This window comes from Anditalea andensis, from assembly GCF_000714815.1.
GTDB lineage: Bacteria > Bacteroidota > Bacteroidia > Cytophagales > Cyclobacteriaceae > Anditalea > Anditalea andensis.
On the sequence record NZ_JMIH01000022.1, the window covers coordinates 172468 to 189286 of the forward strand.

The window sequence follows — 16819 nt, forward strand, 5'->3', positions numbered from 1 at the left end:
AATAATTTATCATATTAATCCCCCGAATTTATGAGAAAAACTTTACTTAGTTTGTTCTTCCTGTTATTCACTATTTCCCTGGCGCTGGCGCAGACGCGTACCATTACCGGAAAGGTGGTTTCAGAAGAGGAGCCCGAAGGATTACCTGGCGTGAATGTTTTGGTACAAGGTACCACCACAGGAGTAATCACAGATTTATTTGGAGAATACTCCATTACCGTGCAGGATGCAAATACGACCCTCGTATTTAGTTTTATTGGATTTGCTACAAAGCAAGAAGTAGTAGGAAATCGATCTATAGTAAATATAACTTTAAATCCAGATACTCAAAATCTACAGGAAGTTATAGTAACAGCCTATGGTACAGCAAACAAAGGTAATTTTACCGGGTCTGCAATTGCCTTAAGGTCTGGTCAGATTGCAAATAGGCCTATTGCCAATGTTGCAAATGCTATTGAAGGTCAAGTTGCTGGTGTAATTACATCGTCAGCATCAGGACAGCCAGGATCAGCACCAGAAATAAGGATCAGAGGGGTAGGATCAGTAAACGCATCAGCTTCTCCTTTATATGTAGTTGATGGAGTGCCTTTTGATGGGGATCTTTCTAACCTCAACCCTGAGGATATTGAAGACATGACTATACTCAAGGATGCATCTTCATCTGCTTTATATGGATCAAGAGCAGCTAATGGAGTAATAATGATTACTACAAAAAGAGGTAAAAAATCTGCTTCAAACTTTAATTTTAAGGTCCAGCATGGTACAGCTTCACGTGCGCTTCCTGAATATGATAGAACAGGCTCATCTGATTATTACGTATTACAATGGGAGGCTTTAAGAAATGCTCAACTTACAGCAGGAATAGAACCTGGTCCTGCATCAGAATTTGCCACTAATCAGCTAATTCCTACCTTAGGCTATAATATTTATAATGTGCCAAATAATGAATTGGTAGGTATAGATGGAGTATTTAATCCCAATGCCGTGACTAATTTTCAAGGTCTTAATTGGTGGGATGAAATAGAAAGGGTAGGTCAAAGATCTGAGTATAATATGACCTATTCCGGAGCAAATGATCGTTCTGATTTCTATACCTCCATTAATTATTTAAATGAAGATGGCTTTATTCAAAAGTCAGATTTCAGAAGATATACTGGTAGATTGAATGTTAATACTCAGGCAACAGATTGGTTAAAAACAGGGATAAATATATCAGCGACTAAAAGTGAAGGCAATAATGCCAGGACTGGACCAGGAAATTCCAGTTCTTTTGTAAACCCATTCTTTACGGCTAGGGCAATTGGACCTATCTATCCCGTATATGCACAAAATATGCAAACAGGGGGGTACGTTTTAGATGCTGATGAGAATAGAATATTTGACTCAAGAGATTTGCTACAGTTTGGATTACCAACAGGTGGAGCTGGGTCATTCCCAGGTAGACACGTAATTCAGGAGACTTTATTAAACGATGATCTTTTCGAGAGAGCAGCTATTTCTACTAGGGCATATTTGGAAGCTACTTTTCTAAAAGATTTTACATTTAGATTAAATGTAGCAAATGACTTCACATCATTATTGAACATCCAATATGATAACACCATAATTGGAGACGGCGCCCCAGCTGGAAGATCTAGACGAATTAACAATAGAACTGATTCTTTTACTATCAACCAACTCTTGACTTACAGTAAAACGTTTAATGAAAAACATTTTGTGGAAGTACTTGTAGGTCACGAAACATATGATTTTAATTTTCAAACTCAAACTATTTCCAAGCAGGATCAAGTACTCCAAGGAAATACAGAGCCTGATAACTTTGTGACTATCAATGCCGCTAGTGGAAGATTTGACAGAGAGACGATAGAATCCTATCTAAGTAGAGCAAATTATGTTTTTGATGATAAATACTCTATTTCTGCATCTTTAAGAAGGGATGGGTCTTCTAGATTCTCCCCAGAATCCAGATGGGGAACCTTCTACTCTGTAGGTGCAGCCTGGAGTATAGATCAAGAAGAGTTCTTCAATTCTAATTTTGTACAAATGTTAAAATTGAGAGCTGCATATGGGGAAATAGGAAATAACGGAGTGATAGCAAATGCTACAACAGGTAGACACGATTATTATCCATCACAGGCACTATATGATCTTGGTAATAATAATGCTAATGAAGCAGGAATTCTTCAAGCCTCGTTGCCAAACCCAGATCTAAAGTGGGAAACCAATGCTACATGGGATATAGGTATAGATTTCGCTATTTCAAATAGGTTTTCAGGATCAGTAGAATATTTTAATCGACAATCTTCTGATTTGCTATTTAATGTACCCCTTTCTTTAACTACTGGCATAGAGAATATAATTCGAAACACGGGTACTATGCAGAATAAAGGATTAGAATTTCATATAGCAGGTGATGTTTATAGAAGGGGGGATTTTGCTTGGAATATCAATTTTAATATTTCTACCTTCACCAATAAATTTAAAGAACTCCCCTTTGATGAGTTAATTACAGGGACTAAGAAATTGGTAGTAGGGAGAGGTATATATGATTTTTGGCTACGAGATTGGTGGGGAGTGGATCCTGAGACTGGACTAGGGATGTATAGGGTGGACGGATACGATCCTGCTAATGATGCTCATAAAATTATAGGTACTGATTCTGTAACTTCAAATATAAACCAAGCGAGATTCCATTTTAACGGAAATGCTGTCCCCAATTTCTTTGGAGGACTTAATAATAGTTTTAGATATAAAAATTTCAGTTTAGGTGTATTGGTATCTTACTCAGTGGGAGGTCAGTTTTATGATGGTACTTATGCGAGTTTGATGAGTGCTGATCCGAATGGCAGGGCAGCTCATACAGATATGTTAAGAAGGTGGCAGCAGCCTGGCGATGTCACAGATGTGCCTAGGATGGATGTAACTACTGCTGCCCAATCTGATGGGGCATCAGACAGATGGTTAGTCGACGCTTCTTATCTTAACATTAGATCTATTAATTTGTCATACACACTGGATAGACAGCTTTTAGATAGATTAAGAGTTAAAGGGGCTACGATATATTTGGCCGGAGAAAATATGGGATGGTTATCTCAGAGAAGAGGTATGTTTGTTTCTGGGAATTTTCAAGGAACTAGTTCCAATGTTTTTACTCCTGCCAGAACATTTACGCTAGGATTAAATGTCAATCTATAATTTATTAAGGAGATGAAGAAAATATTTAATAATATATTGATTTTAGCGGCATTCCTTTCTATAGGTTGCGCTGAAGATTTCTTAGATCAGATTCCTACAGATGCGGTATCAGAGGAATTGGTTTTTACTACTACAGGGAATGCCTGGGCTGCACTTAATGGTATTCATAGGGCTATGTTTTTACGCTATGATTCTCAAGGTCAGCCAGGAGAAGGTGGTGTAATGATGTATAGAGAAGTGATGGCGGATGATGTTGTATTGACTTCCCAAGGCAATGGTTGGCACGTATCAAACTCTCGGTGGTTGACTCACATTAACGAAAATGCTGGAGATGTTAGATTTGTTTGGAGATTTTATTATAGAATCATTGCCAATGCTAATATGATTATTGCCAACATAGATAATGCTGAAGGTCCTGCCCAGGACAGAAATGAAATCAAGGGTCAAGCTTTAGCTTATAGAGCTTGGGCACATTTCAATCTTGTACAAATATTTGCACAAAGGTATGAACCCGGAGGAACAAATTCTCAACTGGGCGTACCTATCGTAATAGAACCAATAACTGAAGGCGGTCCAAGAAATACGGTAGCAGAAGTATATGCTCAAATAAATTCAGATATAGATGAGGCAATGAATTTATTAACAGAGAGAAGAAATACCAAATCCCATTTTAACAGATCTGTATTACATGGAGTAAAATCAAGGATAGCCCTGACTCAAGGAAACTTTCAAGTGGCAGCACAAGAGGCAAACTTAGCGAGACAAGATTATCCTTTGATGACCACTGCCCAGCTTTATGATGGATTTAACAATTTTGATAATCCGGAATGGATGTGGGGCAGCCACCAGATTGATGATCAGCAGACGTTTTTTGCATCATTCTTCGCCTATATGTCTGTAAATTTTAATTCCACCGTTATAAGGACAAACCCTAAAGCCATCAATAGTTCACTGTATGCCCAGATTTCTAATACAGATGTCAGAAAAGGGTTATGGGATCCTAATGCTTCTAACCCTACTTTAAGAGATCCATTTATAGAGGAAGTGACACTGGCTAACTATTCTAAATTCGATTATATGAATAGAAAATTTTTGGCCCAAGGAAATGCATCTTCTGTTGGTGATGTGCCCTATATGAGAGCTGCAGAAATGTTTCTTGTAGAAGCAGAGGCCTTAGCGAGATCTGGACAAGACGGAGCAGCACAAGCTGTTTTATTCGAATTAGTATCTGCTAGGGATCCTGGGTATACCAAATCAGTAAATGTAGGTCAGTCATTAATAAATGAAATCATGATTCAAAGAAGAATTGAACTTTGGGGTGAAGGCTTTAGATGGTATGATTTGAAGAGATTAAACCTTCCATTAGACAGAACTGGAGCAAATCATGTAGGAAGTGTAATTAATAATAAGTTTGTAGTGCCAGCATCTTCTAATGAATGGGTTTGGAGGATTCCCAGGGATGAATTAAATGCTAATCCAGCTATGGTACAAAATCCTGATTAATTAAAATTTGATTTTATGAAAAAAGCCTGTTCTCTTTATTTGAGAACAGGCTTTTTTATGTTAATTCCAATCCCTTTCTTTATTTTTAAGGCTAATATTGTATTGTTTCTTAAATATATACCCAATGAAGAAAAAAATCGCCCTCGTCACTGGTGGATTTACCGGTGAATCCGTCATTTCATTAAAAAGTGCAGCTGTAGTAATAAGAAATATTGATTTGGATAAATATGATATTTTTAAGGTTTTAATATTTCCAGGGAACTGGTATTATGAAAATGAAAGGGGCGATCAATTTCCTATTGACCTCAATGATTTCTCCGCGACTGCATATGGGAATAAAATTACCTTTGACGGTGTATTCAATATTCTTCACGGTTCACCTGGTGAGGATGGCAAACTTGCTGGCTATTTTGACATGGTAGGTATCCCCTACACTACGTGTGATCCGCTTACTTCTGCCATCACTATGAACAAAGGGTATACTAAAGCGATAGTAAATGATATTCCTGACCTTCACGTTGCAAAATCCCTTCAGCTGTTTAAAAATTCACAAGAAAACTATACAAGGATCCTGGATGAACTGAATTTTCCGTTGTTTATCAAGCCTAATAACGGCGGCAGTAGTATAGGAATGAGCAAGGTGAAAACTGAAGGTGAACTACAGGAAGCACTTGATAAAGCTTTTAAGGAGGATAAGCAGGTGCTGGTAGAGGAGTTTGTTTCCGGAAGGGAATTTTCTATAGGTGTCTATAGTGCGGGGGGCAAAACTACCGTATTGCCTGCCACTGAAATTGTGAGTTCTAAAGAATTTTTTGATTTTGAAGCCAAATATACCTCCGGTATTACTGAGGAAATTACTCCAGGAAGAATGAATGAGGAAGAAATCCGGCGAGTTGGCCAAATAGTAGCCTTAGTCTATAATCAGTTAAACTGTAAGGGTGCCATCCGGATAGATTATTTCCTAGAGCATGATACCGGCAAATTCTTTTTTATAGAAATCAATACCGTGCCAGGGCAGACAGAAACCAGCCTGATATCCCAGCAAGTAAAGGCTATCGGCATGGAGGTGAAAGATTTTTATACTGATCTGATAGAGGAGATGTTTGTGTAGTGTAGATAGGAGGGTATAGGTTTTGTCCAATAAGAAACACCATCTGCCTAATGGTAAAAACGGACAAATTTCTAAAAGAAATTGCTTACCGAACGCATTTCACCATACCCCGAAGCCCCAGCTTATTTTCCTAAACCGATGGATAATAATAAAAAAAATGAGCGGCCAATTATTTTGACCGCTCTTTGATTATATGCTGTTGATGAGTTAAAGACCAAAAGCCTTCTTGATCCTATCCACATAATCCAGCTTTTCCCAAGTGAATAATTCTACTTCTAATGTGATGGCTGAACCGTCAGGAGAAACAAATTTTTTGGTCACAACCTCATTTTCTCTGCCCATATGGCCGTATGCAGCCGTTTCTTCATAGATAGGGTTACGTAGTTTTAGTCTTTGCTCTATGGCATATGGTCTCATGTCAAATATGGATTCTATCTTATCGGCAATTTCTCCATCTTTCATATCTACTTTAGCTGTACCATAGGTGTTGATGTAGATACCCATAGGTTTGGCTACACCGATAGCGTAAGATACTTGTACTAGCACCTCATCTGCTAATCCAGCAGCCACCATATTTTTGGCGATATGTCGTGTAGCATATGCTGCAGATCTATCTACTTTAGAGGGATCTTTACCTGAAAATGCACCCCCACCATGGGCACCTTTACCACCGTAAGTATCTACTATTATTTTTCTACCTGTAAGTCCCGTATCCCCGTGAGGACCGCCGATTACAAATTTACCGGTAGGATTGATATGATAGGTGATGTCTTCTGTGAATAAGCGCTGAAGTTCCTCCGGCAACTGAGCCTTTACCCTTGGTATAAGGATATGTACCATGTCCTCCTTGATTTTATCCAGCATTTCTTGCTCTGGTCCAAAATCATCGTGCTGAGTAGATACTACTATGGCAACTATTTTTTGAGGCACATTATCATCACTGTATTCGATAGTCACCTGAGCCTTTGAATCTGGGCGAAGGTATTCGATTTCACTGCTTTCTCTTCTGAGTGCTGCCAGTTCTTTGAGCAGTCTATGAGAGATATCCAATGCCAAAGGCATGTAATTTTCCGTTTCTTTGGTAGCATAGCCGAACATCATGCCCTGGTCACCTGCACCCTGCTCCTCGGGAGAGGTACGGTCCACACCTTGGTTGATATCAGGAGACTGCTCATGAATCGCAGAAAATACACCGCATGAATTACCGTCAAACATGTATTCACTTTTGGTATAACCAATTCGGTTGATCACATCCCTGGCGATTTTTTGCACATCCAGATAAGTGTCTGATTTTACTTCTCCTGCCAGCACCACCTGTCCTGTGGTTACCAGTGTCTCACAGGCTACTTTGGACCGGGGATCAAAAGCTAAAAAATTATCTATTAATGCATCTGAAATCTGATCTGATATTTTGTCCGGATGTCCTTCTGATACAGACTCCGAAGTGAATAAATAGGGCATATTGGTATGTTTAAAACTTCAGTTTTTTTTGAGTTGGTAAAAATACGTCTTCATAAGGAAATAAAAAATTTTGGTACAAATTACCTTGATGTATATCTCCCATCAAATGATAAGGAAAGGGGAAGACTGGCTTCCCCATTTTTTTATTTAAAATACTTAAGATTAATTACTTCTTTTTCTGTTAAGAACCTATATTTCCCTCTGGTGAGGTCCTTCTTGGTTAGCCCGGCATAGGTTACCCTATCCAAAGCGGTTACCTCATAGCCTAAATGAGCAAAAATCCTTCTTACTATGCGGTTTTTGCCCACGTGGATTTCCAGACCCAATATAGTCCTGTCTTTTGACAGCACCTGGAGATCATCTACATTTACCAAACCATCTTCCAGCGTTAACCCTTCTAAGATAGCATCTGCATGTGCACTGGTAAGTGGTTTGTCCAGAGTCACTTGATATATTTTCTTTATTTTACCTGATGGGTGTGAAAGCTTCGCAGCTAATTCCCCATCATTTGTAAATAAAAGCAAACCAGTGGTATTTCTATCCAGCCTTCCTACCGGGAATATTCGTTCTTCACAGGCATTGTTCACCAGCTGCATTACCGTCCTTCTTTCCATAGGATCATCTGTGGTGGTGATGAAATCTTTAGGTTTATTAAGCAATACATAAACAGGCTTCTCAGGATTGATGGTTTTGCCGTTATAGGTGATCCTATCCTGACGTTGTACTTTATAACCCATTTCGGTAATGACCTCTCCGTTTACTTTGATTGATCCTTTCTGGATCAATTCATCTGCATCTCTTCTAGAGCAGATACCAGAATTGGCTATATATTTATTTAACCTAATCTCATCGGTGTCTTCGTGCTTCCGGTGGTTTTTTTCAAATTTAGAAAGGTCATACTCCGGTTTCTCGACATCATCTATTTCGCCCTTTTTTTTATTGAAGAATCGGTCGCTTTTATAAGTTTTTTTCTTTTGGTTTTCAGAGTCTTCTCTTCTTACAGTTTCGAATAGCGGTTTTTCATCTTTGCCTCTCCCTTTATAGACCGTTTTAAAGTTTGCTTTATCTTCCTTGCCCATGTCCTCTCTCTTGCCACTGGAAGGACGGGGGTTAAGTTCTTTGCCCTTACCTTTAAAATTAGGGTTATGATACTTTGGATTATCTGTATATCTTCTTCCTTCACCTCTTTCCTGGCCGGAATTGTCATTTTTGCGAGTACCTTTGGCATCCTGGCTATAAGGTCGCCTTTCTTCTGTAGTTCTTACTTCCATTTTACCTTCGGAAGAATATCTGTTTGGAGAAAAGGATCTCTTTTTTTCTATATCATTCTCCTTTTTAAAAGGATTGCTTCCCGGACCTTTTCTGCTATCAGGCGCATACCGTTTTCCAAATTTAGGCTCGGGCCTATCTCCAGGTTTGGTAGCATCATATGAAGGCTTTCTTCCTCTTTTTTTATCATCAAATCTAGGTTTCCCGGATTTAGGAGTGCCATAAGATGGATAGGTCTTTTTTGGCTTCCCTTCTCCGCTGAATCTGTCAAAATCAAAACCTGATTTTTTAGAACGGTCACTTCTGCCTCTTCCTTCATTAGATGATCCCTTATTGTCGGACCTTCTGTCATCCTGATTTCCTCTGTTGTTCTTTTTCATTTTCATTAAAATTTGATATCCCCTTCTTAATAGGATACTTGCTGTCGCTCCGAGTATTAGAACATGCTGGTGGGCATAAGAAATATAGGTTGCAACATCACTGCTGTAAATAATTATATTGGTTGTAAATCAAACAGATTTCCCCGCATATGGTTCATCTGATTTGTATCAACTTGCAAAGATAGGGAGTTATAAACTGGTAATTGATATAGGAGGTATTAATCTTTTTGTTCGCCTATCTGGTTTTCTTCGGCAGAAAAATCCTTGGGTTGGGGCAGATCACGAAGATTATTGATGCCAAAGTACTCCATGAATTTTTCGCTTGTTCCATAAAGCAATGGCCTGCCTATGGATTCGGCTTTGCCACGGATGGTGATGAGTTCTTTTTCTAACAGTTTTTGAATCGAATAATCGCAGTTTACTCCTCTTATCTGCTCTACTTCTCCTTTGGTGACAGGCTGCTTATAGGCTATAATAGAAAGGGTTTCCATCTGCGCAGTTGATAGCCGTTTATTGGACTGCTGCTTCAGCAATATAGAAATACTGCTCTGGTAAGCTGGTTTGGTCAAAAATTGGTATCCCCCAGCTAATTGAATTAGCCCAAACGAAAAATCTTCAGAGGTATATTTGTTTTCCAATAAGTGAAGCGCCTCTTCGATATGAGGCTTTGGAATATCTGATTCAAACATTTCCGTCAGGCATTTCTGGATATCATCGATGCCTAACGGATGTGGAGAGCAAAATATAAGTGCTTCTATATGTTTCGGTAAAAACTCCAATGCTTATTTTTTGGCTAATTTGGCTTCTATGGAATGCATGGTATGGGGTACAGCTTTCAGCCTTTCTTTAGCTATTAGTTTTCCCGTATCTATACAGACGCCATACGTACCGTTTTTAATTCTTACAAGAGCATTTTCTAGATTGATGATAAATTTTTGCTGACGGGCAGCCAATTGGCTCAGACTTTCTCTTTCAAGTGTATCTGCTCCATCTTCGAGTAGTTTTGAGGTACTGGCAGTATTATCAGTACCACTGTCATTTCTTTTGCTAAGTGTTTCTTTATATGAGTTTAGTTCTTCCTTAGCAATAGAAAGTTTCTCTCGTATGATGTCCTCAAATTCTAAAAGTTCTTCTCTCGAATATGCTGTTTTCTCTTCCTGGTTCATATTATAATAATTTAGTTGTTAGTTAATCTCCCTTGTCGTCTAAAAAGTCCCCTAAAGTACACCGACTTTTTGAATTCCAAAATTATATACTTCGGTTTATCTGTTTTTTTTCTGTAAGTACATGGTTTACTTTAATGATCAATTGACTTAACGGCGATATCTGTAATTAAGGTTTAAAAATCTCAAAATATATTATAATTAATATAATAGGATGCCAAGGGATAAGAATATTTTAATTTTAACAGTGAATTGTTATTGATTATTTGAACATAGGATTGTATAAAGGTAAATTCAGAATATAGATGGGGGTTTTGGTATATGGTATTCATACGGTGATGTTATATGAAAAAAGCCGCTAAAATCATGTTTTAGCGGCTTTACATTTTAATATCTTTTATCTGCTCATTTAAGCGAGTTCTGTCAACCTTTTCTGAAGGATTTTTTCTTCAATATTTAACCTATATCTAATACTCAGATAGCGTTGTATTACTTTTAGGTTTTTACCCCGGTTGAGGAAATAGGTTTTTAGGGTTTGGGAAATTAGGTCTTGGGCCATTTTTGTTTTGGTTTATATGAATTGATGTGATTTATAAAATTAACATAAATTTTTTAAAATAATTCGATTTTATCTTATTTTAGTGCTTACAACTACTGATTTTTTTAAATTAATGACTTTTCCTTCTAGATTTAATAGTTCAACCCAAATAATATAATATCCTATTTTTACTTTTTTTCCATTCATATCTGTACCATTCCATGTATAAAAACCTGATGTTCCCCATATTTCGTTTTGAATTATCTCTTTAATCAATTTTCCACTTATATCAAAGATTTTAATGCTACCTACAAATCCGGGCCTGTCCATTTGATATTGAATGGTAGTAAAATTTTGGGAGCCGGATGTTTCCGGAGCAAATACTTCTGGTGAGACAGTTATTCCCTGTCCAAGGTTTTCTTCGGTATAAAACTGTGAATTTTTAAAACCAGGGGTAGCATATCCAATAGCGCCGGCTGCAGAAGTCCAATTTTGGGGCTCGTTGGACATTTGAAGGGGATTTATACGTTCCAATGAAACTCCCCTCGGTACGTTTAATAGTGGATGGTGGTGATTTTCATGGTAATCCAGCCTTTCAATGATATCTTCAGTTTCATTTAATAGAAATACAGTACCCTCTCTGATGGGATAGCTGGGCAGTGTGCCTATTTCAAGTAAATTTGTTGCTTTAGGGTACATCTGTGTCAGTATAGCTGCATCTGTGGTGATGGCTAAATATGCGTGAGGGGATATAATTAAATCTTCAGCTGCGAGGACTCTTCTGTTAGATACCATCGATCCAGATTCATTACCCAGCTTCCAATTTTTCAAATTAATGTATTTATCTACATTGTTATAGATTTCCACAAATTTTGGAGTTCCCGTGTGCGGGTTAAACAAAATCTCGTTGATGATGATATCTCCCTTTTCAGCTGCTACTGGAAGGGCAAATGTGGTGGTGGATCCTGCGGCAGAAATCAGATTTCCAGAGCAATCCCTTATGTTTTTTACCTGTAGCGTGTAAAGGGTATTTTCTGTTAATGGTCGATCAAGAGTTAATATAAGCTGGGACTGGTCCCCTAGATAGTACTCTGAGCTAATAATGATAACTTCCGGATATAAATTCCAGCTGACGTTGGAAGGTTCATCCGACACCGGCTTGGAAAAAGAAACAATGATCTGAGTTTCATTTAATACCGATACAGACTGTAATATGGGCGGAATACGGTCCGGTGTGGTATCATAAATGGAATTTACTCCCCCAGGGGTGCCTCTAAAGGGGCTTATCGAAGGCCGTAAGTTATGCGGTAAATTACATTGAGAGTAAGGATTGGCTATTTCCAGGCTGTACCCACCTTGGGCTACCTGAGTAGAGCCGTACGTACCGGGAGTATAGGAAACATTGTCGATGAGATTGCCCTCCCTATCATAGAATAAGACCTGATCAGCTGTGTTTAGCAGCGTAGGCCAGCTGGTCATTCCGATCACCCTGCCATATGGCTCAAATAATGTTCTCCGGGCATTTGGACATAGTATCAAATATTCACCGGGGGCAATGATAGTCCCAGCTGGTATAGCGGTACTTGAACGGGAATTGTGTAATCTGAACCCACTTATATTGATATCTACATTGCTTACGTTCAATAGTTCAACATATTCTGCATTTGGCAATATCAGACCCGCCCTTGGTGCGGCCATTATTTCATTGATCACTATGCTTTTATAGCCAGGTTCGTCATGTATTCTTAAGTTAGTGGATAAACGGAACGGTGAGGATACGGTATTTCCTGATCTGTCTTGAATGTTAATGATGCTGAGCTCGGTATCTACATCTATGTAAAGCTCATCATCCATGACCAGAAGTACCTGCTGAGGATTGGATAATGGGATAGCTTCTATGGGAGTGCGGCCATTCAGCGAATAATGCTGGGGTACTACAGCCATTACAGGGTCGATAGCCTCGTCAAATTCTACCAGAATAGTATGCTTATCCTGAGGCATAAGATATACAGGTTTTGGAGCAGTGACATCCAAAACAAGATCGCGGATCGAACTCGATATTATTTGTCCTTCTGGCCCTTTTCTATTAGGGATTTTCAGTTGATAAAAAATTCCAGCTTCTAATGGTGGGCTTACTTTCAAAGCCAATTTGTGAGACGCTGCACTTACTACTTGGAATGTAAAAAATCCTTCAACTATTTCTAGCAAAGTAGGATCAAATGTTTCTAATGTAAATTCCAGGCTAGGGATAAGTTCAATGGTGTTTTCATCCCTAACATATATTTCAGAAAGTCCGTCTGTATAAATCAAATGAAAAGTTTGACTTAAAATTTTTTTTCCGCTTTCCATCGGGATATTTGTTACCTGTAATATCACGCTATCTCCAAGGGATAGACCACTACAAAGGTAAATATCCACCTGATTTGGGTTATTTAATAAGGATACTTTACAGGTTTTAAATCCTGCCACAGTATATCGGTCTGGTAAGATAACAGTAGCCGGATCAGGAAAATCGGAAAAAGTAACTCTAACTACCTCAGAAGAAATGATTTCCACATTTTCTATTTGAGATTTGTCGATATGCGTTTGAGATGTGTCCATATACGGCTCCCTTTGATTTAATGCTCTCAGCTGAGTCAGAGGAAGATAATTTGAGGAACCATTTTTAAAAATTTGATATTGAAGGTTTAATTGGTTTATTTTATTGCTTTGGATAGAAGTTTCCCGTGAAAATGCGACATTATATGTGGCTATTTGAGATAAACCCAATACCTTTGAGGGGGCTATATACTCTTCTTTTGATGGAAGGATATAGAGGTTTATAGCCCCTGAGTATGTATTGGGACCATTTGGCACTGTTCTCTCAGAATCTGGGGTAATCAAAAAATTGCTTTTAAAATTCTGAGTTAATGCAAAAGTTTCGGTTTTTGTTGAAAAGATCAAACCTAGTATGGAAAAAGCAAACCAAACCCATACGGAAATTAGTGTCCGCATAGTGTAAATATAATAAAAAACTAAAAATTAAAAAGAAATAAATAGATGAAATTAGCAATAGTGGGTGCCACTGGTCTGGTAGGCACCGAGATACTAGAAGTTGTCGATTTGCATAAGTTTAAATTTGATGAGCTGCTTTTAGTGGCCAGCGAAAGGTCAGTAGGGAATAAGCTGTCCTTTCAAGGTAAAGAACATACCATAATAGGTCTAAAGGAAGCTGTAGCAGCTAAACCTGATATAGCCATTTTCTCTGCTGGTGGTAGCACTTCCCTGGAATGGGCGCCTAAATTCGCAGAAGCAGGTACTGTAGTAGTGGACAATAGTTCTGCATGGAGAATGGATCCTACCAAGAAACTAGTGGTACCTGAGATCAATGCTAAAGATTTAAGGATAGATGACAGAATTATAGCCAACCCAAATTGCTCTACTATACAGATGGTATTGGCTCTAGCTCCCTTACATGATAAATATGGTATCAAAAGGATAGTCGTGTCTACCTATCAGTCTGTCACAGGAACAGGTAAGGCGGCTGTAGATCAGATGATGAATGAAAGGTCTGGAAAAGATGGGGATATGGTTTACCCGCACAAGATAGATCTAAATGTTCTTCCTCATATAGACGTTTTTCAGGAGAACGGCTATACTAAGGAAGAAATGAAGATGATCAAAGAGACCAAAAAAATATTTGGAGACGATAGTATCCAAGTGACCGCTACTACTGTCCGCATACCTGTGATGGGAGGTCATTCAGAATCTGTAAATGTAGAATTCTCGGAAGATTTTGATTTGGATGAAGTGAGAACAGTACTTTCTGGTACTCCCGGAGTAGTCGTGCAGGATGACCCAGCCAACAATGTATATCCTATGCCTATCAATGCCCATAAAAGGGATGAAGTATTTGTAGGTAGGCTTAGAAGAGACGAGTCTCAACCTAATACCTTAAATATGTGGATAGTGGCTGATAATCTTAGAAAAGGCGCCGCTACCAATGCCGTACAGATAGCACAGTATTTAGTAGATCATAGCTTGGTATAAATTTGGCATTAGCACAAAAATATACAGCAGAATTAAAAAAATTTGTGCAGGATCATCTAAACGAAGATCCTGCACATTTGCTTTTTAAATACCATGGGTCTGCTCATTTTGATCTTAGATTTGCGGTACAGCAAATCTCAGCCAGACAGAAGGTGAAGACCAAACTACCTTCATGGGTGGCCGATTCATCAATTGTATTTCCGGAAACCCTATCATTAGAACAAAGTTCATCTGAAGCTGCCGCCCGATATAAATCCATGCTGATGAAGGGCCAAAAGATGGTTGATCTCACTGGAGGTTTGGGGATTGATACTTTTTATGGAGGACAGAATTTTGAGCAGGTTATCTATGTGGAAAGAAATGAAGCCCTTTGCGAAATAGCCCGGCATAATTTCAGCCATCTAGCTCATGATAAATTTGTAGTCCACCATCAGGAATCGATGGCATGGCTGATCAATAGCAGAGAAAAATATGATTGGATCTATATCGATCCTGCCAGACGTGGTATCCAGAACCAAAAGCTATATAAGCTGAGCGACTGCGAACCGGATATAGTAAAACATTGGGTTCTTCTTAAACAGAAAGCTGCCAATTTATTAGTGAAAGCCTCTCCCATATTGGATATAAAAGCAGTACTGGAAGAATTGCCTGATATTGATCGGGTTATAGTTCTCTCAGTAAAAAATGAGATTAAAGAAATTTTATTGCTATCGGAAGGCATATCAGATAAGTCTGAAGTGGTCATTGAATGTGTAGAATTATCAAGCCAAGGAGAGACATTTACTTTTACGTATGAACATGAAGGTTTATTAGACCTACAGTTGAGCCAACCTAAGAGGTTTATTATAGAACCCCATGCTTCCATTTTAAAGGCTGGAGGGTTTAAATCGTTCTCTGAAACTTACCACATTCCCAAACTGCATGTAAACAGCCATCTATACACTTCTGATATTCATATAGGGAACCTATTGGGCAGAGTCTATGAAATCCTGTCTGAAGTCAAATCAGATAAGAAAGTGATAAAGAAGTTATTTCCCTCTGGGAAAGCAAATGTAGTGGTGCGCAACTATCCTCTGAAAGCTGAGGACATCAAAAATAAATTTCGTCTTAAAGATGGCGGTGACGATTTTTTGATAGCGAGCACTACTATGGAGGGTAAACACCGGTTGTTCCATTGTAGAAAAGTGATATGACTCATAACTTACACTGAATAGAATGAGGTAAATGCCCCTTTATCCATGTTCTGATTTAATTTTTACCGATTCATCAATAAAAATGGCCTAAATATTTTATTTCCTAAGTTAGTGATCGTGGTTTAAATTATATAAACACCACTTAGGGTAAATCTATACGTTAATGCATTCTTTGTTATCTTTGAAGCATGTGGAAGCAAGTAATGGTTTTGATCAATAAAGAGCTCACCCTGGAATGGAGGCAGAAGTATGCTCTTAATGGTATACTTCTTTATGTGGTGAGTGCAGTATTTATTACCTACCTGAGTGTAGGCGCCCGGCAGGGTACTTTGACAGTACCAACCTGGAATGCGCTATATTGGATCATCATCCTTTTTTCTGCAGTAAATGCTGTCGCAAAGAGTTTTGTGCAGGAGCATCAAGGCAGGCAATTGTATTACTATATGATAGCTTCTCCTGAAGCCATTATCGTATCTAAAATTATATATAATACCCTCTTAACACTGGTATTGGCTTTACTGGGTTATGCTGTATTTAGCCTGATTTTAGGCAATCCTGTTCAAGATCAGGGGATGTTTATGTTGAACCTTATCTTAGGTGCCATAGGTTTTTCTGCCTGCCTGACCATGGTATCCGGTATAGCCTCCAAAGCTGGCAATAATGGTACGCTGATGGCTATATTGAGTTTTCCTGTTATAATCCCTATACTTTTGATGGCTATCAGTATATCTAAAAATGCTATAGACGGATTAGATAGAGGTGTGAGCATAGATAAGCTTTTTACACTTTTGGCCATTAATTCCATAGTGGGAGCAGTATCTTATATTCTTTTCCCCTATCTCTGGAAAAGCTGAGTAAGCCCGGTAATTTTTTTAATGTTTTAACAATTTTTAATAATAGAGCACTCAAAATTATATGAATGGAAGAGAATTATAAACATATATAATGTTTTGAGTCTGTAGTTCTAATAAATTTTT

The 16819-nt window shown here is 38.3% G+C and carries 11 protein-coding genes; 6 read left to right on the forward strand and 5 right to left on the reverse strand.

Annotated elements, in window-relative coordinates; translation table 11 throughout:
- Positions 1 to 30: 30 nt before the first annotated feature.
- The 3 genes from EL17_RS13535 (at position 31) to EL17_RS13545 (ending at position 5809) form a co-directional block, all read left to right on the forward strand.
- Complete coding sequence (locus EL17_RS13535) at positions 31 to 3195, forward strand: SusC/RagA family TonB-linked outer membrane protein (RefSeq protein ID WP_035075020.1); 3165 nt, start codon at positions 31 to 33, stop codon at positions 3193 to 3195.
- A 12-nt stretch (positions 3196 to 3207) separates the two neighbouring features.
- Complete coding sequence (locus EL17_RS13540) at positions 3208 to 4698, forward strand: RagB/SusD family nutrient uptake outer membrane protein (protein WP_035075021.1); 1491 nt, start codon at positions 3208 to 3210, stop codon at positions 4696 to 4698.
- Between the two features lie 124 nt (positions 4699 to 4822).
- A complete protein-coding gene (locus tag EL17_RS13545; RefSeq protein ID WP_035075023.1) occupies positions 4823 to 5809 on the forward strand; it encodes a D-alanine--D-alanine ligase in 987 nt (328 codons plus the stop codon).
- Positions 5810 to 6016: 207 nt separating this feature from the next.
- Here the strand turns inward: EL17_RS13545 and metK are convergent, their stop codons facing one another.
- From metK to EL17_RS13570, 5 genes are all read right to left on the reverse strand, one after another.
- A complete protein-coding gene (metK, locus tag EL17_RS13550; RefSeq protein WP_035075025.1) occupies positions 6017 to 7270 on the reverse strand; it encodes a methionine adenosyltransferase in 1254 nt (417 codons plus the stop codon).
- 143 nt (positions 7271 to 7413) lie between these two features.
- Positions 7414 to 8541 carry a pseudouridine synthase gene (locus EL17_RS24255; protein ID WP_051720014.1) on the reverse strand — a complete coding sequence of 376 codons (1128 nt, stop codon included), beginning with the start codon at positions 8539 to 8541 and terminating at the stop codon, positions 7414 to 7416.
- 596 nt (positions 8542 to 9137) lie between these two features.
- Positions 9138 to 9698: an SMC-Scp complex subunit ScpB gene (gene scpB / locus EL17_RS13560; protein ID WP_084166224.1), complete on the reverse strand. Its 561-nt coding sequence runs from the start codon at positions 9696 to 9698 to the stop codon at positions 9138 to 9140.
- Positions 9699 to 9701: 3 nt separating this feature from the next.
- Complete coding sequence (locus EL17_RS13565) at positions 9702 to 10085, reverse strand: TraR/DksA family transcriptional regulator (RefSeq protein ID WP_035075029.1); 384 nt, start codon at positions 10083 to 10085, stop codon at positions 9702 to 9704.
- A gap of 625 nt (positions 10086 to 10710) precedes the next feature.
- Positions 10711 to 13503 carry a lamin tail domain-containing protein gene (locus EL17_RS13570; RefSeq protein WP_164675085.1) on the reverse strand — a complete coding sequence of 931 codons (2793 nt, stop codon included), beginning with the start codon at positions 13501 to 13503 and terminating at the stop codon, positions 10711 to 10713.
- 156 nt (positions 13504 to 13659) lie between these two features.
- Here EL17_RS13570 and EL17_RS13575 point away from each other — a divergent pair, with 156 nt between their 5' ends.
- The 3 genes from EL17_RS13575 (at position 13660) to EL17_RS13585 (ending at position 16696) form a co-directional block, all read left to right on the forward strand.
- On the forward strand, positions 13660 to 14649 hold the full coding sequence (locus EL17_RS13575; protein ID WP_035075031.1) for an aspartate-semialdehyde dehydrogenase: 990 nt from the start codon (positions 13660 to 13662) through the stop codon (positions 14647 to 14649).
- 2 nt (positions 14650 to 14651) lie between these two features.
- Entirely contained in the window at positions 14652 to 15842 is a 1191-nt protein-coding gene (locus tag EL17_RS13580; RefSeq protein WP_035075033.1) for a class I SAM-dependent methyltransferase, read from the forward strand.
- A gap of 188 nt (positions 15843 to 16030) precedes the next feature.
- Positions 16031 to 16696, forward strand: a complete 666-nt coding sequence (locus tag EL17_RS13585; RefSeq protein ID WP_035075035.1) for a heme exporter protein CcmB — start codon at positions 16031 to 16033, stop codon at positions 16694 to 16696.
- Positions 16697 to 16819: the final 123 nt, after the last annotated feature.